This window comes from Micromonospora sp. NPDC048842 (genome assembly GCF_040649935.1).
In the GTDB taxonomy this organism is placed as follows: Bacteria; Actinomycetota; Actinomycetes; order Mycobacteriales; family Micromonosporaceae; genus Micromonospora; species Micromonospora hortensis.
This window is the reverse complement of record NZ_JBEZGK010000007.1, coordinates 165,932-191,099: the sequence shown is the minus strand read 5'-3', so window position 1 is coordinate 191,099 and position 25,168 is coordinate 165,932. Positions and strand designations below refer to the sequence as shown.

Here is a 25,168-nt window from a genome sequence, read left to right as displayed (position 1 = left end):
CGTACGCGCTGAGCCGCCCCGTCCGACAGCCGGACCGGGCGGCTTCTTGCTGTCCGTCACCTCTGGAAAGGAGTCCCGGTGGACGCCGTCCTCGTCATCAACGCCGACCTCGGCCCGCTGCACCGGGTCACCGTCCAACACGCCGTCCGCATGCTCTGCCGTCGGGTGGCCGAGATCCACGAGGCCGAGCCGGACCGGGTGATCGGGGTCTTCCCGATGCCCCGGGTGGTGCGGCTGGTCCGCTTCGTGGTCACCCGGTGGAGGTTCAACTCCGGGCCGGCCTGGTCGCGCGCCGGTGTGCTGCGCCGCGACGACAGGTGCTGCGCGTACTGCGGCGGCCCGGCCTCCACCATCGACCACATCCTGCCCCGCTCGCGCGGTGGCCGGAACACCTGGCGGAACACCACCGCCGCCTGCTACGCCTGCAACCAGCGCAAGGGGGATCGGACGCCGGCGGAGGCGGGCATGCCGCTGCGCCGGGAGCCGGGTAACCCGGGCTGGGCGGCGCTGGCCGGGCGGTGACGGACCGGCCGGCGGGAACGGGGGGCCGCGTCCCGGGTACGTCCCGGGCGCGGCACCCGCCGGCCCCCGATCAGGCGGCGCGTTCCTTGACCCTCGACTTCAGCTGACCACTGGGGCAGTGCACCCGGATCTCGCTGCGGTGCTCCGCAGAGGTCAGCTCGACAACGATCTGCTTGGCCGGCCCCCTGTCGTACCCCTCGACCCGGAAATCGGGCGCGAGCACCACAGTGAGCACCTCGACCGACTTCCCCACGCAGCGAGCGGTGACCGTCCCGCCACGGGCGTCGACGGGTACACCGACGGCAGCGGTGGGCGTCGGCGCGGCAGTGGTCGGGGTCGAGGTCGAGGTCGGGCCAGAAGTGGCGGACGTCGGGCCCGGGACCACTGGCCCGCCCGGACCGGACGGGGGGCTGATCCGGGTGGCGGGCGCGGTGTTCCTGGTCGGCGGTACGGCGGACGGTCTGGCATCGGCCGCGCCGGTCGGCTCCTCGGTGCTGGGCATCCCCACAGTGGTGGTGCCCGGGCCGCTGCCGGTTGGCGCGGCGCCCTGTCCCTGTCGACGATTGCTGACGTCACCGAGCGACCCGGCGAGCGCCACCGCGGCGATCACGGCTCCGCCGACAGTCAGAATGGCTCGCCCCCGACGCCACGGCCGGCGCCTCGTCCGCGCCGCCGAATCGCCGCTCTGCGCGGTGCCGGTCTTCCCGGCCCCGGTTGACCCGGTGCCGGTTGACCCGGTGCCGGTCGATGCGGTGCCGGTCGATGCGGTGCCGGCTGGCGTGGCCCTGGTGGTGGCACCGGTCGACTCGGGGCCGGTCGGCTCGGCGACATCTGCCGCCGAGGCAGCGACAACGGCAGCCGCCTCGGGGGCCGTCCCGCTGGCGGCGGCGAGCAATATGCGGGCCGCATCGGCGGCCGACGGCCGGTCGGCCGGGTCGCCGGCCAGGCACCAGCGGTAGAGCCGGTGCACCTCCGGCGGCACACGGTCGATCGGGGGCAGCGGGTCCGGCTCGACGTGCGTGTGCGCGCGGAGCATCCCGGTCTGCGCCTCGGCGGGCCACGGCAACCGGCCGGTGAGCACCCGGTACAGCAGCAGGCCGAGGGCGTACACGTCGCTGGCCGGCAGCACCTCGCCGGCCTGCAACCGCTCCGGCGCCAGGTACGCCGGTGTGCCCAGCAGCCGGCCCTCGAAGTCGATCTCCGACGCGCCGGCGGCTGCCGCGATGCCGAAGTCGAGCACCTTCGCGCCGGTCGGCGTGAGCATCACGTTGCCCGGCTTGATGTCGCGGTGCACCAACCCCTGCTCGTGCGCGGCGGTGAGGGCCGAGGCCACCTCGGCGCACACCCGCAGACCGGCGCGCGGCGGCAACGGCCCGACCACCAACCGGTGTTCGAGGGTGTGACCGCCGAGCAACTCCATCACCACGAACGGAACCTGGACTCCGTCCAGCGCCGACTCGCCGTAGTCGTAGACGCTCGTGACGTGAGGATGCGAGAGCCGGGCCGCGGCCTTGGCCTCGCCTCGGATCCGCTGTCGGGCGTTGGTGTCCGAGGCGACGAGCACCTTCACCGCCACGTCCCGTTCGAGCACCTCGTCGTACGCCCGATGCACCACCGACATGCCGCCACTGCCGAGGCGCTCCAGGAGCCGGTAGCGGCCCGCAAGCAACTGATCACGCTGCACGACGGACAGCCTGCCGTACCGGCCTGAGATCCGGGCACCCGGGATCGAACTCTCACGATGAGTGGGACCGGCTTGCAGCTAGCGTCCGCTCAGATCCGGGTGGTCCCGCAGAAAGGCCTCACCCCGGTGGGCGTTCCGGAAGACCGACACGATCAGCACCGCCCAGATCACCAGCAGCAACCCGCCGATCACCGCGAAGAACGGCGCGAACCCCACGAATGCCTGACCAACGCTCGTCATCGCCAACCCGGCGGCCAGCACCACAAACCAGCGCTGGCCGGCGAACTGTCGGGCGGTCGCCACGAGGAGGGCCGGGTCTTCGTCGGTCTCGGGTGTGCCGCGTCGAACCTGCCTCGTCAGCCGCCGACGGTGCGACCAACTCAAGGTCAGCAACGGAGACTGCCGTGCCGCTCGGTAGCGCCCGGTGCGTACGACCCAGACGAGAGCGGCCACCTCGACGATGACTCCGAGAAACACCAGAACACGTCCGAGGTCGCTGGCCCAGCGCGGCGCTTCACCGTCGAAGATGCCGGTGTCCTGACCACCGATCACGACACCGACCGCGAGCGCGCCGGCCATGACGGATGACAGGGCAACGGGAAGCAGCCACCGATGCCGGCGTCGCCCCTGCTCGATGCCTGTCGGGCTGGTGGTCCCCGTGTGCATCATGGCCCCCGATCACCAGTGGTGGACCGGCATTACCCATCGACGCGTCGGACTGAAACGCGGTCAGTGGTCGGTCGGTGGCCGCCAGGCGAAGCGGGGCTGCCGGCGTTCGGCGATCGCCGCGACCCCCTCCCGGGCCTCGCCGGTGCTCGTCACCTTTCGGTGCCACCAGGCGATCCGCGCGGCCTCGGCCCGCTCGTCGATGATCTCCTTCGCGGCGGCGATGCTCAGCGGAGACCGCTGGGCGATCGTCGCGGTCAGTTCCTCCACCCGTTCGGCGAGCCGGTCGGCCGGCAGCACCTCGTCGACCAGGCCGATCCGCAGGGCGCGCTCGGCGTCGATCAGTTCGGCGGTGAACAGCAGGAGCTTGGCGGCGGACGGGCCGACCAACCGGGCCAGCCGGCGCGTCGTCGGTGCCGGGTAGACCAGCCCGAGCCGGGCCGGCGGTACGCCGAAACGGGCGTCGGCGGCGGCGATCCGCAGATCGCAGGCGACAGCGAGTTGAGCCCCACCGCCGACGCAGGCACCCCGGACGGCCGCGATCGTCGGCTTGGCGAACCGGGCCAGCCGGTCCTCGGCAGCCACCGCGATGCTGGCGTCACCGGCGTCCAGCAACTCGGCCAGATCGCCGAGGTCGGCGCCCGCGCAGAAGGCGTCGCCGGCGCCGGTGAGCACCAACGCCCGTACGTCGGGGTCGGGCTCCAGCCGGTCGAGCAGTTCGGGAAGCTGACGCCACATGGCGGCGGTCATCGCGTTGCGCCGAGCCGGGTTGTGGATCACCACAGTCGCGACCGGCCCGGTCACCTCGACTGTCAACTCCGCGTCCGACACGTCCGCCCCTTCCCGCGCCACCGCCCGACGGCGCCGATCTGGCGAGCCGACGCCATGCACGCGTGCGGCGACCATAACGGCGCGGCGAGGGGTCAGGTCACGCGGACTGCCAAGCAATCTTGGACAGTTTCCGTCATGCGCTAACGGAAACTGTCCAAGATTGCCAGGAAACCGGACCGGCGACCACAGTGAGGGGTGGCCGCCGGGCCGTCAGGTGAGGTCAGGTCAGGTCAGGAGACGGTGACCGCGGTGTCGTCGACCACGAAGGACGTCTGCAGTGAGGAGTCCTCGGTGCCGGTGAACTTCAGGTTGACGGTCTGGCCGGCGTAGGCCGCCAGCGAGAACGACTTCTGGCTGTAACCGGTGGCCTTGTTCAGGTTCGAGTAGGTCGCCAGGGTGGCCAGCACCGTTCCGCCCGAGTTCAGCACCTGCACGCGCAGCGTGTCGTACGCGACGCTGGTGGTGGTCTCGGCCGAGTCGATGTGCAACCAGAAGCTGACCGTGTACGACGAGCAGCCGCTCGGCAGGCTCACCGACTGGGCGAGCGTGTCGGTGTGGCTGCTGCCGTAGCCACTCAGCCATGCCTTGTACGTCCCGGTACGGGCCGGCTGGCTGCTGGCGCTGGTGATCACGCCGGAGCTGGCGGACCAGCCGGTCGTACCGGACTCGAAGCCCGGGTTGGCAAGCTTCTGCCCCGGCGCGGTGCAGCCGCCGCCGGTGCCGTTCACGGTGAGCCGGTAGGTGGCGCTGCGGGTGACCGATCCCGCGCCGTTGACAGTGACCGAGTAGGTGCCCGGCGGTGTGCTCGCCGAGGTGCTGATGGTGACTGTGGACGAGCCGCCCGAGCTCACCGAAGCGGGGCTGAACGCGGCGCTCGCCCCGCTGGGCAGGCCGGACGCGGAGAAGGTCACCGTCTGCGCCGAGCCGCTGGTGGTGGCGGTCGACACGGTGGTGGAGACCGAGCTGCCCGGGTTCACCGAGCCGGCGGTCGGCGACAGCGCCACGGAGAAGTCGTTGCCGGTCGAGCAGGGCGCGTCGTTGCCGGCGACGTTCACCGCGGTCCAGGCGGCCTGCACTGCCCTGTACTCGGTGGAGCAGCTGCCGTGCAGGTCGGTGGCCGCCCGCAGGCTGTAGGCACGGGCGGTGTTCGCCGGGTTGCCGGTGTTGACGTACGACGTGTTGGAGGTGAAGTAGACGTCCAACGCCCGGAACCAGATCTTCTCGGCCTTGGCCCGGCCGATGCCAGTGACAGCGGGGGCGGAACCGCAGACCGGTGAGGTGCCGTACGCGGTGGCGCCGGTGCCCTCGGCGAGGTTGAAGTAGAAGTGGTTGGCGACGCCGGACGAGTAGTGCACGTCCTTGTTCTTCGTGCTGCTCGACCAGCAACTGTCGGACCCGCCGTCCAGCGACGGGTTGTACATGTAGCGCAGGGGCGTACCGTTGCCATTGATGTTGATCTTCTCGCCGACCTGGTAGTCGCCCGGGTCGGCCGAGGTGTTGGCGTAGAACTCGACCATGTTGCCGAAGATGTCGCTGGTCGCCTCGTTCAGGCCGCCGGCCTCACCGGAGTAGGTAAGACCGCCGGGGACCACGTTCTCGGTCACGCCGTGGCTCATCTCGTGGGCTGCCACGTCGAGCGCGACCAGCGGGCGGGCGTTGCCCGAGCCGTCGCCGTACGTCATCCGCGAACCGTCCCAGAAGGCGTTGACGTAGTTGTTGCCGTAGTGCACCCGGCTCGGCACGCCGGTGCCATTGCCGAAGATGCCGTTACGGGCGTGGGTGTTCTTGAAGTAGTCGAACGTCTTGGCGGCGCCGAAGTGGGCGTCCACGCCGGCGGACTGCCGGTTCGAGGTGGCCCCGGTGCCCCAGGTGTTGTCGGCGTCGGTGAACGTGGTGCAGCTCGACGTGCCGTTGTTCATGTCGCACGTCGACCCGTTGCCGTGGGAGGGGTCGACCATCTGGTAGGTGCTGCCGGAGAGCGTCGTGTCGATGCTGACAGTGGCCGAGTAGAGGCTGTTGCCAGTGCCGGTCACCGACTCGATCTCGTCGTAGGCGCCGACCGCCGCACCGGTGGTGGCATCGGTTATGACATGCAGCCGGGACGGGGTCTGCCCGTCGGGCTGCCACCCGCTGACCACCGTTTCCCACGCCAGCCGACCCTGCCCGGAACTGGCGTCGACGAACAGCTCCGGCGTGCCCACCGCCTCGGCCGTACCGGCGAACCGGGCGCTGGCGCCCTTCTTCGCGGCCGCCGCGCTGGTCCTGGCCGAGGTCGCGAGGGTCAGCGGCGCGGCCAGTCCGACCGAACTGCCGGCGTACGTGCCGTTCGGCGCGGTGTGGATGACGAAGTCACCGCCGTACACCCGCAGGCCCCGGTAGGTGCGGGTGTAGCGGGTGTGGGCGGCACCGCTGGCATCCAGCTTGGTGCTGTGCACCCGGTAGGACTCGGCGCTCGAACCCTGGACCGCGCCGGGGTTCGTCCGTAGGACGGTTGCCGCTCGGGCCACGGCGGAGGCGTCCGGCGAGGGAGCGGTGGGGGGAGCCGCGTGCGCCGGGGTGACGACGCAGGCCAGCAGGCCGCTGGTGAGCAGCAGTGCGCTGACGGCGGCAGGAGCTCGTTTCACGTGCCCTCCTGGAAGGAGAAGAGTGTGACGGGGGTAGTCACGCATGTACATTCAGCTACCAGGAGGGAGGAAGGACGCCTCGGACCGCTTCCAGACATCGACAATGGCCGTTCGGGTGAGGCTCTTGACAAGGGAACCGACGCCGCCGTCGATGCGTCCGACGACCATGAGACCCACCTCGACAACCGGCGTCGCCATCGCGCTACTGGTCGTCCTCCTGACCGGCTGCACCAGCGCCGAACGCGCCCCCACCACCACCCCGAGCCAGCCCCCGGTCACCACCGCTCCCGGCCCGACCGGCACCCTGCTTCCGACCACCGCCCCCAGCACCGTCCCCCAGGCCAGCGGCGCGGCCACCCGGGTGATGCTGCGAAGCTCCGGCGGCTTCGCCGGGCGCGGTGACGTGGTGACCGTCGAGCCGGACGGTCAGTGGACCGCCGTGGACCGGGCCGGCAGCCGGCGGTTTGGTCGGCTCAGCCCCGCCGACCTCGGCCGCCTGACAGCTCTGGCCGCCGACCCCCGACTGGCCGCCGAGGCGCGCCGGACGACAAGCCCGACCAACTGTGCGGACGTGTTCACCTACCGGGTCACCGTCGGCGCTATCGAGACCGGGTACGCCGACTGCCCGGCCGAGGGGCCCCCGCCGCCGGCCACGCAGGACGTGGTCAAGCTGCTGCTACGGGCCACCGGCACTCACACCAGATAGTCCGGGGGTAGGCCGGTGCCCCGCAGCTCCGGCGGCAGGTGGGCCACGTCGTTGACGGCGACCAGATTCGGCGGGCCAGCCGCGCTGTACCGGATGACTGTCAGCCCCGCGTTGTGCGTGTTCACGCCCAGCCACCGCCGCTCCGGCGCGTCGAGGGCGTGCCGCACCAGCCAGGCGATGAGGAAGCTGTGCGTCACGACCAGCTCGCGGACCGGTTCACCGTCGGCGGGCCCCTCGGCGACCGGGCCGGCGAACCGTCGTACCGCGTCCGCCGTCACTCGCGGCCCGTCGACCCGCTCGGCCGTCGAGAACTGCGTCAGGAATTCGGCGTACGCCGGCGGCAGGCCAGCCGGATCCGTGTCGTGTGGGAGGTGGTCGCCGGCCAGCTCCGTCTCGTACACCGGAACGTCGGGCAGCGACTTGGCGACCAGCTCGGCGGTCTGCGCGGCCCGGCGCAGCGGCCCGTGGTGGACGGCGGCGAACCGCCGGGCCCGTAGGCGTTCGCCCAGCAGGGTCGCCTGCCGCCGGCCGCGCTCCGACAGGCCGGTATCCGGTTCGCCGGCCTCCGGCCCACTCGGCTCGTAGAGATCCTGCTCGGCGTGTCGGGTCAGGTACAGCAACCGGGTCCCCATGACGCTCACCTCAACACACCGGGAGGTACGAGTTCGACCCGCACCTCCCGGTCCTGCGGCCGTCGGCTCAGTCGGCCCGCCCGGACGCCGCCCTCGCGAACGCGACCGACACCCACAGCCAGCCGGCCGTCACCGCCAGGCCGAACGCCACCATCACGGCCGGTGCCGGCCGGACCATCAGCGTCACCCAGGCCGCCGCGAAGAACATCCCGGTCACCAGGCTGTACGCGGCTCGACCGCGCGCCCCCTGCCGTGCGGCCCGACGGGCTGCCACCACCGTCGCCACGATCAGCGACACGAAGGCGACCGCCGCCACCAGGAAGTGCAGACCACCCTGCCAACTGATCTCACCGGCGCCCCGGGGCGTACCGGCCGGGAACCCATCGGCCGGGTCGGCGCTGAAGATCGCCGCCCCGACCAGGCCCAGGCCGTACAGCGCGAGCAGCCGGGGCAGCCAGACCGATCCGCCGCCTTCGCTGGTACGGCGGCGCAGCGTTTGGGCGGCCAGCGCGCAGAGCACCCCGGTGGCCAGGAACGTGACGATCTGGATCCAGCCCAGCTCGCCGGTGCTCAGCACGCTGACCGGGTGGCGACGAAAGTCGAAGCCGTCCCGGGTCGCCGCCTGCACGATCGCCGAGCCGACGAAGATCGGGCCGGCGAGCACCCCGCCGATCAACAGCAGGCGGTCCCGACCGACGGCGGTCGGTCGTACCACGGGAAACGCCGCAGCCTGGCTCATCGCCCGCCCCTACGCCCGGGGGAACATCTGGCCAATGCGGATCCGATTGCCGAACGGGTCCCGGATGCCGAAGTCGATCCCGTACGGGCGCTCGGTCGGCTCGTCGGTGATCTCGACGCCCTTCGCCACAAGATCCTCGTGCGTCTTGCGGGCGTCGTCAGTGGTCATGAAGAGGTACCCGCCGAGGGCACCCTTGGTGAGCAGCTCCCGGACCTGCTCGGCGGTGGCCGGGTCCAGCGCGGGCGGGCCGGGCTTTTCCAACAGGATCTCGCGCTCCGGGTCGCCGGGCAGGTTGACAGTGAGCCACCGCATGAAGCCGAGGTCCTGGTCGGTGTTGACCTCCATGCCGAGCTTGTTGACGTAGAAGTCAAGCGCGGCGTCCTGGTCCAGGACGTAGATCTGGGAGCGGCTGATCGCGTTCATCGTCATGCCCATGACGCTAGAGGTAGACCCTGACCTGCGGCTTATCCAAAACTGCTGGGTCGGGTCCAGGCTTTGGTGAAGCACGACGGCACGTTGGCCGGCGCGACGCGCTGACGCCGGAAATCCGAGGGCGACTCGCCGACGATCTGCCGGAACGTCCGACTGAACGTGCCCAGGCTGCCGAAGCCGACGGCGTAGCAGATGTCCGTCACGTCCCGGTCGGTCTCCACCAGCAACGACATCGCCCGCTCCACCCGGCGGCGTTGCAGGTAGCGGTGCGGGGTCTCACCGAAGGTGGCCCGGAAGGTGCGGATGAAGTGCGCCTGCGAGACGTGCGCGATCCGGGCCAGCGCGGGGATGTCCAGAGGCTCGGCGTACGCCCGGTCCATCGCGTCCCGGGCGCGCAGCATCGCCCGGTTCGACTCCTCCACCGCCCGACTCATCGGCCCCCGCCCCGCTCCGCGCTGCTCCGGCCCCAGGCTACCGCCGGGCGCTCTGCCGTCCGCTCGGGTGGCGTCTCCGTGTGTTCCTTGCCGGACCGCCGGCGGCGTCTGCCTACCGGTTGGCCTCGCGCTCCGGACAGTCGGCGTACTCCCAGGTTGCGGTGAGGTCCTCACTCGTCACGATCATCCTGCCGGCGAGACAGGCGATCTCGTGCCGGCACCCCTGCTCGTGCGGCAACACCTCGTCGAGCATCACGTCCAGGAGTTGGGCCACGTCCAACTCTCGGTCGGCCGGCTCGAACGTCAGACTTCGCACGCCACGGTAGCGAATGGTGAGGTCTTCCTCGTGCTTCCAACAGTTGTGCTGGAGGTACAGCTCAAGCCATCGGCTGCCGCCCGTCTCACCGGACGTCAGCCGGGTGGGCTTCAGGCTCTTGACACAGCGCTGGCCAAAGAAGTCGTAGTGGCCGGGTTCCGTGGCGAACCTGCGAGCTCCATCAGGCAACGAGTCGGCAAGCGACGGCAACTGCTCGAGGTAGGCCGAGGGATCATGGAGGATGCCGTCTCTGGTTCGTTCAAGGCTGACGTATCTCATTGCCCCCTCCACCAAGCTCGACTCGTGGCAGCGCCCTCAGCGGGCCCCACGTGGACGATCAGGGTCCGCAGCACTGGCGGCAATTGTCTCCGACCCCGACAATTCCCGGGTGCCCACACCTGAGGCGAACGACGCGCTGCGCTGGCTGGCCGAACAGGGCGTGACGCCGCTCGGTGAGGGACGCTGGTTGGAATCCACCTCGTCGAGTGACATCGAACGATCCGACAACGACCTCGCCCACGAGTGGTCGGCCGCCGCTCTGGGAGATGACCGGCTAGCCTCAGTGCAGCGGCTACGCACGGGGCTCGGCCTCCTCGATCTGCTCGACGAATACTGGGTACCGTGCGCCGGGAGTGACACCGGCCCGGTGCGGCTGAGCAGTTACTTGCGGTAGTAGAAGTCGGCGGCCTCACCAGCGCGTGCCGGCGCGTTGATCTTCAAGGGCTTTCCGTGGTCTTTCATGGTGGTGGTCAGCGTCAGCTTCGGACCATCGCTGGGGCTCAGCTCCACCTTGATCGAGGTGACCCAACCCTTGTCGTCGGTGGTGATCGTGAACGGCGACGGGCGTAGGCCGATCGAGACGATGCTCGGTGCGCCCACGGGGAGGAACGACGTGGCGTCCTTGCCGGTGGGGTCGAAGCGGCCGGTGTAGGTGTGTGGGTTTACGCGATCCACCGAGGCGATCGACGAGGTGAACGCCTTCAGGCCGGTCGGGTCGACCCAGTCGAAGCGGAGGAATGGGTCGTCGCGCTTCACGCGCTTCAGATCGACGTGCACCCAGTCCTTCTCGTCGGAGGGCCGCACGTAACTGTCGTTGCCGATCACGATCCGGCTTCCCGCCGACGGGTACTTGCCGCCGGTGACCGAGATCGTGGTCTGGAAACGACGCTTCTTCGGATCGAAGGCACCCGTGCCGTTGACGTTCTGCCCCTCGGGCAGGTTGCCGCGAACTGCGTACCGGTGGGCAGCCCCCTGCGACCGCTGTAATGCCGCGACCAGCTCACCGCGGACGTCGGGCGTCGGGGACGGCACGGCAGTGGCGGTGGCGACAACCGGTTCGTCGGTGCGCGTGGGCTCAGTCGTCGGAGTGCAGCCGGCAGCAAAGAACAGACCGCTGGTCAGACCCAGCACGAGCAGAGTGGTGCTCTGTTTCATTGTGATTCCCCCGTGGACCGCCGCCTGATGGCGGGACGGGGCACGATAGCGAACTTGGTCGACCCCCGGCTGCCCCTCGGGGCGGACCGGCAGAAGCACGGCAGCGCCGCTCGGAAACGTCTGATGTAATTGGAGCCCCCGGCCGGGATCGAACCGGCGACATCTCGCTTACAAGGCGAGTGCTCTGGCCAGCTGAGCTACAGGGGCGCGTGCGTCGAGGTCAGCATAGCGACTGACGTCCGGATATCCCGATCGCGTGGCCTCCCGAGAACGGGAATCGTCAACAACCCGACGCAGACTCGTTTCGCACGGCGTCGATTGATGTCTGACCGTGCCCGAGTGACCGGAATGTGCAGCCCGCCTGGTGGGCTGGGCGGCCCCCTGCCTTGGCAGCACGGGTAAACGCGTTTACGGTTCACTGACACGGACGACGACCGGGCGCCCCCGCGACCGCGCCGCCGTCCGCCGAACCGGCACGGACACGTGCCGGTTGCTCCTTCACTCGGATCGTCCGGCACGTTCCTGCCGGTGAAAGGAAGCGCTTCACCATGGCTACGGTCACCTATTCCAAGGCGTCCCGGGTCTACCCGGGCCAAGAGCGTCCCGCCGTCAACGAGCTGGACCTCGAGATCGGCGACGGGGAGTTCCTCGTCCTGGTCGGCCCCTCCGGTTGCGGTAAGTCCACCAGCCTGCGGATGCTCGCCGGCCTGGAGGACGTGGACGCCGGTTCGATCTACATCGACCAGCGTGACGTCACTCACCTTCCCCCGAAGGCCCGCGACATCGCGATGGTCTTCCAGAACTACGCCCTCTACCCGCACATGACGGTGTACGAGAACATGGCGTTCGCCCTCAAGCTGCGCAAGACCTCCAAGTCGGAGATCGACCGGCGGGTCAAGGAGGCGGCGGGGCTGCTCCAGCTGGAGGAATACCTCAGCCGTAAGCCGAAGGCGCTCTCCGGTGGTCAGCGTCAGCGTGTCGCGATGGGCCGGGCGATCGTCCGCGAGCCGCAGGTCTTCCTCATGGACGAGCCGCTGTCGAACCTCGACGCCAAGCTCCGCGTGCAGACCCGTACCCAGATCGCGTCCCTGCAGGCCAAGCTGGGCGTCACCACGGTCTACGTCACGCACGACCAGGTCGAGGCCATGACCATGGGTCACCGGGTCGCGGTGCTGCTCGACGGCGTCCTTCAGCAGGTGGACACCCCGCGTGCGCTCTACGACACCCCGGCCAACGTGTTCGTCGCCGGCTTCATGGGCTCGCCCGCCATGAACATCAAGACCGTTCCGCTGAACGAGCGGGGCGCCGAGTTCGCCGAGCTGCAGATCCCGCTGACCCGCGAGCAGGTCGAGGCGGCCCGCGCAGAGGGTGGCGACGGCAAGGTCACAGTGGGCTTCCGCCCGGAGGACTGCGAGCTGGTCAGCCCGACCGAGGGCGGCATGCCGGTCGTTGTCGAGCTGGTCGAGGACCTCGGCTCGGACGCCAACGTCTACGGCCACGCCGCGCTGGGTGGCAACTCGGAGCGCTTCGTCGTCCGCACCGACCGGCGCAACATGCCGAACATGGGTGACACCGTGTTCGTCAGGCCGGTTGCCGGTCGCAGCCACGTCTTCCACGCCTCCACCGGTGGCCGGATCTGACGTAACGCCGTACCGACAGGGGGCGGTCCGCTTCGGCGGGCCGCCCCTTTCGTCGTACCAAAATTGGCTCTTCACCCTGCCTGGGCACCGGACGACGAAGGCCCCCACCCGCGCTCGGCGGGAGGGGGCCTTCGTTCGACGTGCGCTACAGCTCGACGGAGCGCCGGCGGGCGACCTCGGCCAGGGCGACCGCCGCGGCCACACTGGCGTTGAGCGACTCGACCTCGGAGATCATCGGGATGCTGACGGTCAAGTCGCAGGTCTCCCCGACCAGGCGGGAGAGACCGCGCCCCTCGGAGCCGACCACCACCACCAGCGGACCTACAGCGGCCTCCAGGTTGTAGAGGTCGGTGTCGCCGTCGGCGTCCAGACCGACGACCATGAAGCCGGCGTCCCGGCACGCCTTCAGCGACCGGGTCAGGTTGGTCACCTGCGCAACCGGCACCCGCGCGGCCGCGCCGGCACTGGTCCGCCAGGCGGTAGCGGTGATCCCGGCGGCACGACGCTCGGGTACGAAGACACCCTGCGCGCCGAACGCGGCAGCCGACCGGATCACGGCGCCCAGGTTGCGCGGGTCGGTGACACCGTCCAGCGCGACCAGCAGCGGAGCCTGCTGCTCCAGGGCAGCGGCGACCATGTCCTCGAACGACTGGTACGCGAACGGCGGCACCTGCAAGCCGACGCCCTGGTGCAGCACCCCGCCGGTCATCCGGTCCAACTCGGCGCGGCTGATCTCCAGGTTGGCGATGCCACGGTCGGCGGCGGTCCGGATGATCTCGTTGATCCGGTCGTCCATGTCGATGCCCTGGGCCGTGTAGAGCGCCGTCGCCGGCACGTTGGCGCGCAGCGCCTCCAGCACCGGGTTACGCCCGACCAGCAGCTCCGGGGTGTCCTTGGACGGGTTGGACTTGCGCCCCGGCGTGACCCGAGGGCCGGACCGGCCGGTGGGCTTGCCGCCCCGCCCGCCGGTGGCGGCACCCCGGCCGCCCGGTACGCCCCGACCGCCACCCCGACCCCAGGTGGTGTCCTTGCTGCCCGGCTGGCCGATCTTGGGGGCGCGCCCCTCCTCGGCCGCCGCGCGGCGCTCCTTGTCCTGCTTCCAGGCGGTGCGCTGGGGCAGCTTCTCGGTGCCCGAGTAGCCCTTGTGCCACGGCCGCTCGTCAGCGGGCAGGGTGCGACCCCGCCCGGCCAACGAGTCCTTGTTCTTGCCGCCGGTGCCCTTGGGGGCGCCTGCCTTCGACGTCAGTCGCCGGCCACGGCGCTGCGAGTTGCCGGCCATCAGTCCTGCTCTCCAATAGTCCAACGGGGGCCCTGGGGGGTGTCCTCGACCACCACGCCGGCCAGCTTGAGCTGGTCACGCACGGCGTCCGCGGCGGTCCAGTCCTTGCGGCCCCGCGCCTGCGCACGCTGCTCCAGGGCCAGCGCGATCAGGGAGTCCACCACGGCACGAAGGTCGTCCGATCGGACGCCACCGGTCCAGGCCGGGTCGAGGGGGTCGATCCCGAGAATATCCAGCATTGCCCGCACCACGGCCAGCGTGGTGCGGACGGTCACATCGTCACCGACGCTCAGCGCGGTGTTGCCGTCCCGAATGTGCTGTTGCAGCACGGCCAGCGCGGCGGACGTGTTGAGGTCGTCGTCCATCGCCGCGACGAACCCGGCGGGCAGCTCACCGAACTGCCCGGCACCGACCCGCTCGGCGGCCCGCTGCACGAAACCCTCGATCCGCCGGTACGCGGTGGCCGCTTCGCGCAGCGAATCCTCCGAGTAGTCGATCACCGAGCGGTAGTGCGCGGCGGCGTAGTAGTAGCGCAGCTCCACCGGCCGCACCCCGAGCGAGTCCACGTACGCCAGGCCCAGCGCGTTGCCGGCGGACTTGCCCATCTTGGCCCCGCCGATGCTCAACAGACCGTGGTGCACCCAGTAGCGGGCGAACGGCAACCCGGCCGCCTGGGACTGGGCGATCTCGTTCTCGTGGTGCGGGAACGTCAGATCCAGGCCACCGCCGTGGATGTCGAACTCCGGGCCGAGATAGCGCCAGCACATCGCCGAGCACTCGATGTGCCAGCCCGGACGGCCCAGCCCCCACGGCGAGGGCCAGTAGGCGTCCGCCGGCTCGTCCGGTTTGGCACCCTTCCACAGCGCGAAGTCGCGCGGATCCCGCTTGCCCCGATCCGGGGCGTCCCCGGCGGACTGCATGGCGTCCGGAGACTGACCCGACAGCGACCCGTACGCCGGCCAGGACGCCACGTCGAAGTAGACGTCGCCGGAGCCGTCACTCGCCGGGTACGCGTGCCCGTCGGCGATCAACTTCGTGATCAGCTCATGCATCTCGGGGATGTGCCCGGTGGCGCGCGGCTCGTAGGTGGGCGCCAGCACGTTCAACGACCGGTACGACTCGGCGAGCAGCAACTCGTTGGCGTAAGCGATCGACCAGAACGGACGACCCTGCTCGCCCGCCTTGACCAGGATCTTGTCGTCGATGTCCGTCAGATTGCGAATGAAGGTGACCTCGTAGCCGGCGGCCACCAGCCAACGACGCAGGATGTCATAGTTGACGCCGGAGCGAAGGTGACCGATGTGCGGCGGGGCCTGAAGGGTGAGACCACACAGGTAGACCCCCACCTTGCCGGCTTCCCGCGGGACGAAGTCCCGCACCGATCGGGTGGCGGTGTCATACAGGCGTAGCGTCACCGTACAAGGGTAGCTGTCCGTGCCTGTCCGGGTCCGCCGGTGCCGGGTCGTACGCTGCCAGGCGTGGATGCGACCGCACGCTCCGGTGGCTCCGGTGACCCGCCAGCCAACCCCACCGCCCCCGCCGACCCGGCCTCCGACTCGTCGGACGCTGGCGTGGGGCGGGCCGACGCGGTTGCGGGGCGGGGCGGGGAGACGTCGCAGACGCTGGACCGGGGCTTGCGGCTGCTGCACCTGGTCGCCGACGCCTCCGGCGGCCTGACCGTCACCGAGGCCGCGAATCAGCTCGGCATCGGCCGGGCCGCCGTCTACCGACTGGTCAGTGCGCTGACCGGGCACGGCATGCTGCGCCGCGACGGAGACGGTCGCCTGCGCCTCGGTGCCGGGTTGCTGCACCTGGCCCGACGAGCCCAGCCGCTGCTCGCCGAGGGTGCGCTGCCCGCGCTACGCCGCCTCGCCGAGCAGGCAGGCGCGACCGCGCACCTGACCGTCGTCGAAGGTGGCGAGGGCGTCGCTTTGGCCGTGGTAGAGCCGAGCTGGACGTCGTTCCACGTCGCGTACCGGACCGGGGCACGGCACCCACTGGACCGGGGAGCGGCCGGCCGGGCGATCCTGGCCGGTCGCGCCGGGGTGGCCGAGCCGGTGAGTAGCAGCGGAGAATTGCAGGCCGGGGCGTACGGCGTTGCCGCACCGGTGCTCGGCGTACCCGGCCTGGAGGCCAGCGTCGGCGTGGTCGCGCTCGCCCCGCTGGACGTCGACACGATCGGCCCCGAGGTGCTGGCCGCCGCCCGCGCCATCACCACCGCCCTCAGCTGACCCCGACCGCCGCGCGCCACCTAACCACCGCTAGCCCTGCCCCCGTGGCTTGATCGACTCGGGCTCACGGAAGTCGCGGTGTCCCAGGGCCGGTGACCGCCCGACTTTCAGAAACGCGAGTGGATCACCGCCCGTTGACGGCTCCGATGCCTGGTTGGTCGGCCGTTCTGGGCTGTTGCCATAGCACGATCGGCAGTCGGATTCGTGGTTGTCCACAGGCCCGGCGGCATGCGCGGGCCGGGTTGTCCACAGGGGTTTCGGTGGCCAGTCGGTGGTCGGCAGGCTGCTCGGCATGCCCCCACGTCCGCATCGCCCCGATGCCCTGGCCTGGCAGGTCTTCCGCGGCTCCGACGCTGTCCGGGACGGCCTGCTCACCGAACATCAGCTGCGCAACTCCGCCTGGGTGCGGTTGCGCCACGACATCTACGCCGACTCGCGGCTGGACCGTGATCACGCCCTCGCGTGTCGCGCCGCCCTCCTCCGGCTGCCGCCCGGAGTGGTGGTCGGCGGCCCGTCGGCCGCCTACCTGCATGGCGTCCAACACGCCGCGAGCTTCACCGACGATGTGCACGTCCTCGTGCCCCGACCGCTGCGGATCGGCCCACAGCGCGGCCTCCGCGTGCACGTCAACGCCATCACCCCGCTCACGGCGGGCGAGACCCCTGAGCCAGCCCCGCCAACCACGCGACGGCTATCGGGCCGGCCACCGAACGCGAGCCGTCCGCCGACCCCAGGACATCAGTCAGCCGCAATCCGACCGTCTGACACGGGACGACCGCCGGACGCGGGACGACCCCCAGACGCGGGACGAGCGCCGGATGCGGGACGAACGCCGAGCGCTGGAAGTCCACGTGATGCAACGCGACCTGCGGGGGCGGTCCGCCCACCTGCCGGCGGATCGTCACCACGCCCAGCACGGCACTTGTCCCGCCCGGCCGCTGTGTCCGTCGGAGCAGGGGGCATGGTGGCGCCTGGTCGGGGCGATGGGTGGGCGGCGGCCAGCCCGCCCAGGTCCAGGGGGCAAGACCTCCCAATCCCCCGATCCGACCCCGGGCGGGCCGCCTGGGAGACGGCTGTCTGGCTCGACCCCGTCCGGGCGGTCCCCATCGTCGATTCACTGCTCGGGCAGGGGCTGGCCGATCGCGAGACTCTGGCTGCCATGGCTAGACACAATGCTGAGCGGCCGGGTGCGCGACGAGCAAGCTGGGTGTTCGACCTGGCCGACGGTGGAGCCGAGTCGCCGCCGGAGTCACAGCTACGCGTGCGGTTGGTGCTGGGTGGGCTGCCGCGCCCAGCGGTGCAACACCCGGTACGACTGCCCACCGGCATTGTTCTGCACCCCGATCTGGCCTGGCCCCAATATCGGGTGGCGGTGGAGTATGACGGAAGGTGGCACTCCGACGTAGAGCAGCTGCACCGCGACCGCCGCCGGCTGAATCAACTGCTCGGCGCGGGTTGGCTGGTCCTGCACGTGACCAGTCGACGGCTGCACGGCGAGTTCCCGGCGGTGCTTCGAGAGGTACGCGACGCGCTGGTCAGCCGCGGCTGGCGACAGGGATCGTCCAGATGACCGGGATCAACTCGAGTTCCTGGAAACCGCGCCATCCTTCAGGCACCAACACCGCGCCTTCATGGAAACCGAGTCGATCATGAGGGGTGCCGGGCGCCGGCCGGTGACAACATGCCTGGACGACCTGGGGCCCGGTCGACGAAAGGTCGACCGGGCCCCGGAGGACGGTGGCGGTTGGGCCACCTCCGTAGTGCGATGTGCGCTACGGGCGGGCGTTCGGCTTGAGCGGGGTCTTCACCGCCGCGTAGGCGTCGACGATCCCGTAGCCGTAGAAGCCGTTGAAGTTGACCCCACCGGCGCAGTAGGCGTCGTAGGTCTCGTCCCGGCCCTCGTTGCGGTACTGCTGGAGGCGCGGCTCCGGGCACGCGTGCTCGGCGGCCGTGCGGTAGAGGTGCTGCTCGACCTGGTCCGGCGACATCCCGAAGCCAGTCCGACCCTGCGCCTTGCCGTGCCGGCTGACGATCAGCGCGGCGACACCGGCGGCGTGCGGGGACGCCATCGAGGTGCCCTGGAGGTACGTGTAGTAGCCGCACTCACCGTTGGCCTTGCACTGCTTGAAGACCGAATTCTCGAAGCCGGGGACGATGTTGCCGTCGGCGTCGACCGATTCTTCCTCCTGAAGCACGTGCTTGGGGTACGTGGAGAGAATCATGTTGGCGTCGGTACGGAAGGTGTCGGTGCCGAAGCCGTCCCGGAACCAGCCTCCCGGCGCGGCGACCGAGATCTGCTCGGTGCCGTAGTTGGAGAAGTCCGACTTCTTGCCGGACGGGCCAACCGACGACACGCCGATCACGTGCGGGCCGCCTCGACCTACACACCCACCGCGTCGACACCAAGATTCGCCAGCGCGGCCGGCAGCTCGGCCATGCTGGAGACTTCGGCGTCGGGTGGGGAGCCGAGGGGTCGGGGCAGGCCGAGCCGGTTCAGCCACACCGATCGCAGGCCTGCCCGCCGAGGCGCCGCCACGTCGTGCTCCCACGAGTCGCCGACGTACACGATCCGCCCGGCTGGCACCCCAGCCGCCGCGACCACCGCGGCGTAGAACTCCGGGGCCGGCTTCTTGGGCAGGCCGTTCTCGTGCGCGTACAGCTCGAAGGCGAACTCGCCGGCGAGTCCGCACCGCTCGGCGCGGCTGTTGCCGTTGGTGGCGAAGCCCAGCGTGTACCGGCTGCGCAGCGTGGCCAGCGCCGGTGGTACGTCCGGAAACGGTCGGGTGAGAGCGAAGCGCTGGGCGAAGAAAAGGTCCGCGATCTCGTCCAGGTGGTCGACCAGCGCGGCGCGGGCCAGCGACCGGGCCAGTGCGGCGCGCCGGATCTCCGCCACCGGGGCGGCGCTCAGTTCGCCGAAGACCACGCCCCAGTCCGACTCCAGTTCGGCGAGCGTCACCCCGGCCGCCGCAGACGTCCGTCGCCGCATCTCGTCGAGGACCGCCACCAGCCCGCCCGTGACTGCTGGACGCAGGTCCAACAGTGTCTCGTCGGCGTCGAACACCACAGTGGTCAGCACGACACCCACCCTCCCGTCGACATGCTCAGGCGATCAGGGGCACACCAACCGCCAACCCTCACCGACCGTCAAGCGCCAGCTCGGGCGTGGCCGGCGCGGGCGTCGAGGGCGACCCGCGCAGCTCGTCGAGGCGCACCAGGGCGACGCCCGCGACGATCAGCGCACCGCCGAACAACTGCCAGCCGGTGGGTAGCTCGTTCAGGAAGAGCCAGGCGATCAGCACCGCGAAGAGCACCTCGGTCAGCCCGACGAACGACGACAGGCGGGGCCCGAGAATGCGGGTGCCGGCGATACCGGTGAGGTACGCGATGACGGCGGCCACCAGCGACAGCCCGGCGATGGGCACCAACCAGCTGGTGGGCTGCCCGGCGAAGGTGACCTCACCGAAGGTGGCGTGCAGCGGCAGCAGGCCGGTCAGCCCGACGAGGAGCAGCACAGCGGCACCGACGGCCATTCCACCGCTGGCCATGGCGACCGAGGGCAGCCGGGGGTCGACCCGGCCGGCGAGCACGAAGTATCCGGCCAGGCCGAACGCCGCGCCCAGCCCCCAGAGCACGCCCACCGGGTGGAAGTCGGCGGTGCCGGCGAGGTCGAGCACGAACGCAAGCCCGGCCAGCGCGGCCACCGAGCCGGCGATGGTGAGCCGGCGGGGCGGCTGCCCGTGCCGCAGCCACATCCAGACCACGACGAGGATGATGCCCAGGTATTCCAGCAGCAGTGCGACACCGACAGGCAGGTAGCGCACGGCGTTGAAGAAGCACACCTGGGCCAGCGCCACACCGAGGAGCCCGAACAGCCCGATGGCCGTGGCGTTGCTTCGCAGCACGCCCCACTTGCCCCGCAGTGACAGCAGGGCGGGGATCGCCAACACCAGGGCGGCCACCCCGACCCGGGCGATCACCGCGGACTCGGCTGACCAGCCGGCCTCGATGAGCGATCGCGCGAAGGTGCCGGAGGTGGCGAAGGTGACTGCGGAGAGCAGCGCAAGTCCGACACCGGCAGCAGGTCGTGAGTGCATGTCGCGCTCCTCGCAATGGGCACCGTGTCATGAGCAAACTATCCTTGTACTGATGACGCTAGGCGGAAGCCCTGACAGGAGTCAAGATGCTATTCGCTCATGACACCGAGTGTTCGCTGATCGCCGCCGCGGGGCTGGTCAACACCGCGGGTCGGGACGGTGAGTTGCTGCCCGACGTCGCTGCGCTGGACGCGTTCTTCGATCGCCACTCCTACAGCGGCCGGCACGAGCACACCGAGGCCGAGCTGCGCGCCGTACGGGAGCTGCGTCCCCAACTGCGCCGAATCTGGTACGCCGAACCACCCGAGATCGTCGCGGTGGTCAACGGCCTGCTGCTGGAACACAAGGCGCTGCCTCAGCTCATCGAGCACGACGACGAGCCGTACCACCTGCACGCCGTTCCCCGCGACGCGCCGTTGGCCACCCGGATCGCGGTCGAAGCCGCCATGGCGATGGCCGACCTCGTCCGTACCGGCGAGCTGAGCCGGTTGCGGATCTGCGAATACCCGGACTGCGACAACGTCGTCGTCGACCTGTCCCGCAACCGGTCCCGGCGGTTCTGCGAGGCCGGCTGCGGCAACCGTGCCGCGGTGACCGCCTACCGCGCCCGCCGGGCCGCCGGCCGCTCCTGACCGACGGTCGCCCACTCCTCGGCCCGCACCTCGTACTCCACCTCGCCCTGCTCGGTGCCCGGAATCGGGTCGTCCCACTGCAGGTGGAAGGTCCGCACGTAGTGCAGCCCGGCCTTCACCATCACCCGCCGGGAGCGATCGTTGACAGTCATCGTCTCGGCCCAGACCCGACGCGCCCCGACGGTGTCGAAGGCGTACCGGACCAGCGCCCGCGACCCCTCGGTGGCCAGCCCTCGCCCCCACGTCGAGCGGCGCAGCCGATAGCCCAACTCGGCCTCGGTGCCGTCCGCCGACGGGTCCAACGCGAACCAACCCAGGAACTCGCCGGACTTCCGATCATGCGCCGCCCACCGCCCCAACCCGGGGAACCTGTCGTACTGGGCCAGCAGCCTCGGCAACTGCTCGTCACGCACGGTGGCCAGCGGGGTCGCCACACCACCGGTGAGGAAACGCATCACCTCGGGGTCGCTGTCCAACTCGACCAGCGCGTCCACGTCGGCCATAATCAGCCGCCGCAACCGCAGCCGCTCGGTCCCCGCCGGCACCGCCGCGCCATCGTCACCCATAGCCCGGATCATCCGTCCTGCTCAGGACCGACCCCCGTCGCGGGCGAGGCGGTCGGATCAACGCGGGGGCGCGACCACGAAGAGCCGCCAGGAGTACGCGTCGACAACGAGTACGGGCCCGTCCGAGTCCTTGCTGTCCCGCACCCCGACCACGTCCCCAAGATTCGTCGCCACCTCGACGCACTGGTCGTTGGAACCACTCCGGCTGCTCTTACGCCATCGAGCGTCGGTCAACTCCACGACTCTGCCACTTCCCTCAGCAACTCGATCGACTCCTGCGGTGGCAACGCCTGCCCGAGGGTAGCTTCCCAGGTCCGTTGTAGACGCAACAGATGCGCAGGCCGATCGAGTTCTTGGCCGCCGATCTGGCCACCAAGGTAGGCAAGATCGCTATGGTCGGCCACAGTGGCGAGGATGAATGGCCCGTTCAGGCCGGGATACTCCTCGGCCGAGCGAGGAACCACGTGGAGCTGAACCCGCGGATGCTCGGTCGCCAAGCGCGCCAGGTGCAGCGACTGCTCGCACATGACCTTCCGGCCGCCGACACGTCGCCTCAGCACCGACTCGTCAAGCACCGCTACCACCTGCGGCGGGCGGTCTTCGTAGAGGACCCGCTGGCTGTCCATCCGATCCGCCAGACGACGCTCGACCTCATCGGCGTCGAGCAGTCGATCTGACTCGAAGATGGCACGGGCATAGCCTTCGGTTTGCAGCAGCCCAGGGACATGCAGCGGGTCGAACCATCGCAGCGCCCGCGCCTCCGCAAGGATCGCGCGCCAGCCGCGTAGCCAGGGCTGCGCCCGGTCCAGGCTGACCAGTTCGGTGGACATCCGGCCGAAGAGGCCGCCGGTGTCCAGGGCGCGGTCGACCAGTTCCAGGTACTTGGCGGTGGGCGGCTGCTGACCCAGCTCGACGGCGCTGACCATCGACGCCGAGTAGTTGACCGCCTTGGCCAGCTCGTCCTGACTCCAGCTGCGCCGAGCCCGCGCCCGGCGCAGCTCAGCGATCAGGAACGCCGCCGCAGTCATCTGTCCATCGGCCATGCCGTGCCCGCCCTCCACCTCGCCGACGATCATCTCCAGCCGGCCGCCAGCGGCGCTGCCACCCAAAACAGGGCGACTATGACGACGCGGCCAAACCCTTCCGACCGTAGTCGCCTGATCACCAGACTGTGAAGCGCGGCGCCGCTCCCCGTCCCCCGGGATCTGCCGGTACCGCACGGGACCGCCCGCTCCCCCGTGCCGGGCGGTCCCACCTCCCAGCCAGCCACAACCGGAGCCCACCACTCAGGACGGCGGAGGTGATGCCACAAACGAGTCAGCTACGAAGCATCCGCCCAAGACATCCCACGACATCCCCCGACCACGCCCACCACCCCGACCCGCCCCAACCCGATCATCAACCCGACCCTCGACCCCGACCCCGACCACGACCACGCCGGCCACCCCGGCCAACCGCACAAGATCGTGCTCAATCGTGGAAACAGTGAGGTCCCGACCCGCGGAAGCCACTACATCCAGGACGCCGCAGCCGCGTCCGGCGGAACGGCTGTCCGTAACCGGCACCGCCTCACCGATCATGGAGTAGTGGTGGGCCGCAAAGCGCCCACAAAAGCGCAAACCCAGCACCACCACTCCATGATCGCCAAGCCCGACCCGACCCTGCTCCGCGATCTTGCACTTTCTGTCCCGGCGCAAGGGGCATATCCACCCATGTCGGCAACACAAACTGCAAGATCGGCGCGGTCCAGGGTCGAGCGCGATCTTGGCGCAGCCCGGCGCAGCCCGGCGCAGCCCGGCGCAGCCCGGCGCAGCCCGGCGCAGCCCGGCGCAGCCCGGCGCAACCCGGCGCAAGCCCGGCGCAGCCCGGCGCAAGCCCGGTCAACGAAAGGCCACAGCATGTCCCGGATCGCCCCGGACGGCCGCGCGACGACACCACGTCGACCGCACCTGCCGCTGCGCCCGCTCTGGCTCTGCCGGGTCTGCGCCGCGCCATGGCCGTGCCCGGTCGCCCGACTCACCCTGCGCCAGGAGTACGCGCACGACCGCATCGGGTTGAGCATCTACCTGTGCACGGTCCTGCACGAGGCCGCTGCCGACCTGTACCGACTCAACCCGCACGACGGCCCCGACCCCGCCGCGCTCTTCGCCCGCTTTCTCGGTTGGGCGAGACCACGGCACCTGCCCTGACCAGGGCAGCCCACGGCAAAGCGAGGCCGGGCAGCGCAGGCAGGACAGCGCCGCGCGGGCGGGGCGAGCCGGGTCAGGGATGGGTCATCCGGAGCAGGTCCAACGTCTCGTCGAGCTGGGTCTCGGTGAGCTTGCCGGAGTCGACGTGGCCCCGGGAGATGACCACCTCGCGGATCGAGGTCTGCTTGGCCAGCGCCTCCTTGGCGATCGACGCGGCCTCGTCGTACCCCAGGTAGCGGTTGAGCGGGGTGACGATCGACGGTGAGCCCTCGGCGTACGCCAGGCAGACCTCGGCGTCCGCGACCAGGCCGACCACCAGCCGGTCGGCGAAGAGCCGGCTCACCGCGGAGAGCAGCCGGATCGACTCCAGCAGGTTGCGGCCCATCACCGGGAGCATCACGTTCAGCTCGAAGTCGCCCTGTGAGCCGGCGAAGCCGACGGTCGCATCGTTGCCGATCACCTGGGCGCAGACCTGCCGCATCGCCTCGGCGACCACCGGGTTCACCTTGCCCGGCATGATCGACGAGCCGGGCTGGAGGTCCGGGATGCGCAGCTCGCGCAGGCCGGCGCGAGGGCCGGAGCCCATCCAGCGGATGTCGTTGGCGACCTTGTAGAGGCCGATCGCCACGGTCCGCAGCTGCCCCGAGGTCTCCACCAGCGCGTCCCGCGCGCCCTGCGCCTCGAAGTGGTTACGCGCCTCGCTCAGCGGCAATCCGGTCGACTCGCGCAGCTTGTCGATCACGGCGGCGGCGAAGCCGAGCGGGGTGTTGATCCCGGTGCCGACGGCGGTGCCGCCAAGCGGCAGCTCGGCCAGTCGGGGCAGCGCGCCCTCCAGCCGTTCGATCCCGTAGCGGACCTGGGCGGCGTACCCGCCGAACTCCTGGCCGAGAGTGACCGGGGTGGCGTCCATCAGGTGGGTACGCCCAGCCTTGACCACAGTCTCGAACTCGGCGGCCTTGGCCTCCAACGCCGACGCCAGGTGGGCCAGCGACGGCAGCAGGTCCTCGACGATGAACTGGGTGGCCGCCAGGTGGATCGAGGACGGGAAGACGTCGTTGCTCGACTGGGAGGCGTTGACGTGGTCGTTCGGGTGCACCGGCGAGCCCAGCTCCCGGCTGGCCAGGGTCGCGATCACCTCGTTGGTGTTCATGTTCGACGAGGTGCCCGAGCCGGTCTGGAACACGTCCACCGGGAACTGGTCGTCGTAACCACCGTCGGCCACGTGCGCGGCGGCGGCGGCGATCGCGGCGGCCACGTTGGCGTCGATCACGCCCAGCTCGCCGTTGACCTCGGCCGCCGCGCCCTTGATCTGGGCGAGGGCCTTGATCTGGGCCGGTTCGAGGCCCCGGCCGGAAATCGGGAAATTCTGCACCGCGCGCTGGGTCTGCGCCCGCCACAGCGCCTCGGCGGGCACCTCCACCTCGCCCATCGAGTCGCGTTCGATGCGGTAACCGGTCGCCTCTGGAGTCGTCACGCGTACCATCCTGCCGCGCCCGTGGCCGACTCGCAGATGATCC

The 25,168-nt window shown here is 70.5% G+C and carries 26 protein-coding genes, 1 tRNA gene and 1 pseudogene; 8 read left to right on the top strand and 20 right to left on the bottom strand.

The window, feature by feature from the left end:
* The first annotated feature begins 78 nt into the window (after positions 1-78).
* A complete protein-coding gene (locus AB0C19_RS12705; RefSeq protein ID WP_238683052.1) occupies positions 79-522 on the top strand; it encodes an HNH endonuclease in 444 nt (147 codons plus the stop codon).
* A gap of 70 nt (positions 523-592) precedes the next feature.
* Here the strand turns inward: AB0C19_RS12705 and AB0C19_RS12700 are convergent, their stop codons facing one another.
* The 4 genes from AB0C19_RS12700 to AB0C19_RS12685 form a co-directional block, all read right to left on the bottom strand.
* Entirely contained in the window at positions 593-2,206 is a 1,614-nt protein-coding gene (locus AB0C19_RS12700; protein ID WP_357183598.1) for a serine/threonine-protein kinase, read from the bottom strand.
* 78 nt (positions 2,207-2,284) lie between these two features.
* Complete coding sequence (locus AB0C19_RS12695; RefSeq protein ID WP_357183595.1) at positions 2,285-2,875, bottom strand: hypothetical protein; 591 nt, start codon at positions 2,873-2,875, stop codon at positions 2,285-2,287.
* A gap of 60 nt (positions 2,876-2,935) precedes the next feature.
* Positions 2,936-3,703, bottom strand: coding sequence for an enoyl-CoA hydratase/isomerase family protein (locus AB0C19_RS12690; protein WP_238683049.1), 768 nt, complete (start codon positions 3,701-3,703; stop codon positions 2,936-2,938).
* Between the two features lie 230 nt (positions 3,704-3,933).
* Positions 3,934-6,327, bottom strand: coding sequence for a M4 family metallopeptidase (locus tag AB0C19_RS12685; protein WP_357183591.1), 2,394 nt, complete (start codon positions 6,325-6,327; stop codon positions 3,934-3,936).
* A 151-nt stretch (positions 6,328-6,478) separates the two neighbouring features.
* Between AB0C19_RS12685 and AB0C19_RS12680 the strand changes: the two genes are divergently transcribed.
* Entirely contained in the window at positions 6,479-7,033 is a 555-nt protein-coding gene (locus AB0C19_RS12680) for a hypothetical protein (RefSeq protein ID WP_357183588.1), read from the top strand.
* On the opposite strand, the gene AB0C19_RS12675 is transcribed toward AB0C19_RS12680, so the two are convergent.
* The 5 genes from AB0C19_RS12675 to AB0C19_RS12655 all read right to left on the bottom strand — a co-directional run bounded on the left by AB0C19_RS12675 (position 7,021) and on the right by AB0C19_RS12655 (position 9,865).
* Complete coding sequence (locus AB0C19_RS12675; protein ID WP_357183586.1) at positions 7,021-7,665, bottom strand: histidine phosphatase family protein; 645 nt, start codon at positions 7,663-7,665, stop codon at positions 7,021-7,023. The genes AB0C19_RS12680 and AB0C19_RS12675 overlap by 13 nt on opposite strands.
* A gap of 67 nt (positions 7,666-7,732) precedes the next feature.
* Positions 7,733-8,404, bottom strand: a complete 672-nt coding sequence (locus AB0C19_RS12670; protein WP_357183583.1) for a DUF998 domain-containing protein — start codon at positions 8,402-8,404, stop codon at positions 7,733-7,735.
* A 9-nt stretch (positions 8,405-8,413) separates the two neighbouring features.
* Positions 8,414-8,833, bottom strand: coding sequence for a VOC family protein (locus AB0C19_RS12665; protein ID WP_088952055.1), 420 nt, complete (start codon positions 8,831-8,833; stop codon positions 8,414-8,416).
* Positions 8,834-8,868: 35 nt separating this feature from the next.
* Complete coding sequence (locus tag AB0C19_RS12660; protein WP_112582884.1) at positions 8,869-9,270, bottom strand: AraC family transcriptional regulator; 402 nt, start codon at positions 9,268-9,270, stop codon at positions 8,869-8,871.
* A 112-nt stretch (positions 9,271-9,382) separates the two neighbouring features.
* Positions 9,383-9,865, bottom strand: coding sequence for a hypothetical protein (locus AB0C19_RS12655; RefSeq protein ID WP_357183579.1), 483 nt, complete (start codon positions 9,863-9,865; stop codon positions 9,383-9,385).
* 109 nt (positions 9,866-9,974) lie between these two features.
* On the opposite strand from AB0C19_RS12655, the gene AB0C19_RS12650 reads away from it, so the two are divergent.
* Entirely contained in the window at positions 9,975-10,259 is a 285-nt protein-coding gene (locus AB0C19_RS12650; protein ID WP_357183576.1) for a hypothetical protein, read from the top strand.
* Here AB0C19_RS12650 and AB0C19_RS12645 read toward each other — a convergent pair.
* On the bottom strand, positions 10,247-11,020 hold the full coding sequence (locus AB0C19_RS12645) for a hypothetical protein (RefSeq protein ID WP_357183920.1): 774 nt from the start codon (positions 11,018-11,020) through the stop codon (positions 10,247-10,249). The genes AB0C19_RS12650 and AB0C19_RS12645 overlap by 13 nt on opposite strands.
* Positions 11,021-11,150: 130 nt before the next feature.
* Positions 11,151-11,227: transfer RNA gene (locus AB0C19_RS12640), tRNA-Thr, on the bottom strand.
* Positions 11,228-11,568: 341 nt separating this feature from the next.
* Between AB0C19_RS12640 and ugpC the strand changes: the two genes are divergently transcribed.
* Entirely contained in the window at positions 11,569-12,660 is a 1,092-nt protein-coding gene (gene ugpC, locus AB0C19_RS12635; protein ID WP_210780867.1) for a sn-glycerol-3-phosphate ABC transporter ATP-binding protein UgpC, read from the top strand.
* Positions 12,661-12,805: 145 nt separating this feature from the next.
* Here the strand turns inward: ugpC and rlmB are convergent, their stop codons facing one another.
* A complete protein-coding gene (rlmB, locus tag AB0C19_RS12630) occupies positions 12,806-13,939 on the bottom strand; it encodes a 23S rRNA (guanosine(2251)-2'-O)-methyltransferase RlmB (RefSeq protein WP_357183573.1) in 1,134 nt (377 codons plus the stop codon).
* A complete protein-coding gene (cysS, locus tag AB0C19_RS12625) occupies positions 13,939-15,354 on the bottom strand; it encodes a cysteine--tRNA ligase (protein WP_357183570.1) in 1,416 nt (471 codons plus the stop codon). The genes rlmB and cysS overlap by 1 nt, the downstream gene beginning before the upstream one ends.
* 156 nt (positions 15,355-15,510) lie before the next feature.
* On the opposite strand from cysS, the gene AB0C19_RS12620 reads away from it, so the two are divergent.
* Together AB0C19_RS12620 and AB0C19_RS12615 are read left to right on the top strand one after the other, a co-directional pair.
* On the top strand, positions 15,511-16,170 hold the full coding sequence (locus AB0C19_RS12620) for a helix-turn-helix domain-containing protein (protein ID WP_357183916.1): 660 nt from the start codon (positions 15,511-15,513) through the stop codon (positions 16,168-16,170).
* Positions 16,171-17,329: 1,159 nt separating this feature from the next.
* The gene (locus AB0C19_RS12615; RefSeq protein ID WP_357183566.1) at positions 17,330-17,740 is read left to right on the top strand and encodes a hypothetical protein; all 411 of its coding nucleotides are present in this window, start codon (positions 17,330-17,332) and stop codon (positions 17,738-17,740) included.
* 202 nt (positions 17,741-17,942) lie between these two features.
* On the opposite strand, the pseudogene AB0C19_RS12610 reads toward AB0C19_RS12615, so the two are convergent.
* The 3 genes and pseudogenes from AB0C19_RS12610 to AB0C19_RS12600 all read right to left on the bottom strand — a co-directional run.
* Positions 17,943-18,542: pseudogene (locus AB0C19_RS12610) on the bottom strand (S8 family serine peptidase); the annotation flags it as partial.
* Between the two features lie 8 nt (positions 18,543-18,550).
* Positions 18,551-19,246, bottom strand: coding sequence for an HAD family hydrolase (locus AB0C19_RS12605; RefSeq protein WP_357183564.1), 696 nt, complete (start codon positions 19,244-19,246; stop codon positions 18,551-18,553).
* Between the two features lie 58 nt (positions 19,247-19,304).
* Positions 19,305-20,264 (bottom strand): DMT family transporter, encoded by a 960-nt coding sequence (locus AB0C19_RS12600; RefSeq protein ID WP_357183561.1) that lies wholly within the window; start codon positions 20,262-20,264, stop codon positions 19,305-19,307.
* An 86-nt stretch (positions 20,265-20,350) separates the two neighbouring features.
* Here AB0C19_RS12600 and AB0C19_RS12595 point away from each other — a divergent pair, with 86 nt between their 5' ends.
* Positions 20,351-20,896: a CGNR zinc finger domain-containing protein gene (locus AB0C19_RS12595; protein WP_357183558.1), complete on the top strand. Its 546-nt coding sequence runs from the start codon at positions 20,351-20,353 to the stop codon at positions 20,894-20,896.
* On the opposite strand, the gene AB0C19_RS12590 is transcribed toward AB0C19_RS12595, so the two are convergent.
* Genes AB0C19_RS12590 through AB0C19_RS12580 form a run of 3 tightly spaced genes read right to left on the bottom strand, consistent with a single transcriptional unit; the run spans position 20,863 to position 22,505 of the window.
* On the bottom strand, positions 20,863-21,462 hold the full coding sequence (locus AB0C19_RS12590) for a GNAT family N-acetyltransferase (protein ID WP_357183555.1): 600 nt from the start codon (positions 21,460-21,462) through the stop codon (positions 20,863-20,865). The two genes, AB0C19_RS12595 and AB0C19_RS12590, sit on opposite strands and share 34 nt — an antisense overlap.
* Before the next feature lie 57 nt (positions 21,463-21,519).
* Complete coding sequence (locus AB0C19_RS12585; protein WP_357183552.1) at positions 21,520-21,702, bottom strand: DUF397 domain-containing protein; 183 nt, start codon at positions 21,700-21,702, stop codon at positions 21,520-21,522.
* Complete coding sequence (locus AB0C19_RS12580; protein ID WP_357183913.1) at positions 21,693-22,505, bottom strand: helix-turn-helix transcriptional regulator; 813 nt, start codon at positions 22,503-22,505, stop codon at positions 21,693-21,695. The genes AB0C19_RS12585 and AB0C19_RS12580 overlap by 10 nt, the downstream gene beginning before the upstream one ends.
* An 855-nt stretch (positions 22,506-23,360) precedes the next feature.
* Here AB0C19_RS12580 and AB0C19_RS12575 point away from each other — a divergent pair.
* Positions 23,361-23,651 carry a hypothetical protein gene (locus AB0C19_RS12575; protein WP_357183549.1) on the top strand — a complete coding sequence of 97 codons (291 nt, stop codon included), beginning with the start codon at positions 23,361-23,363 and terminating at the stop codon, positions 23,649-23,651.
* Positions 23,652-23,724: 73 nt separating this feature from the next.
* Here AB0C19_RS12575 and AB0C19_RS12570 read toward each other — a convergent pair whose 3' ends face one another.
* Positions 23,725-25,134 carry a class II fumarate hydratase gene (locus AB0C19_RS12570; protein ID WP_357183546.1) on the bottom strand — a complete coding sequence of 470 codons (1,410 nt, stop codon included), beginning with the start codon at positions 25,132-25,134 and terminating at the stop codon, positions 23,725-23,727.
* Positions 25,135-25,168 lie beyond the last annotated feature (34 nt).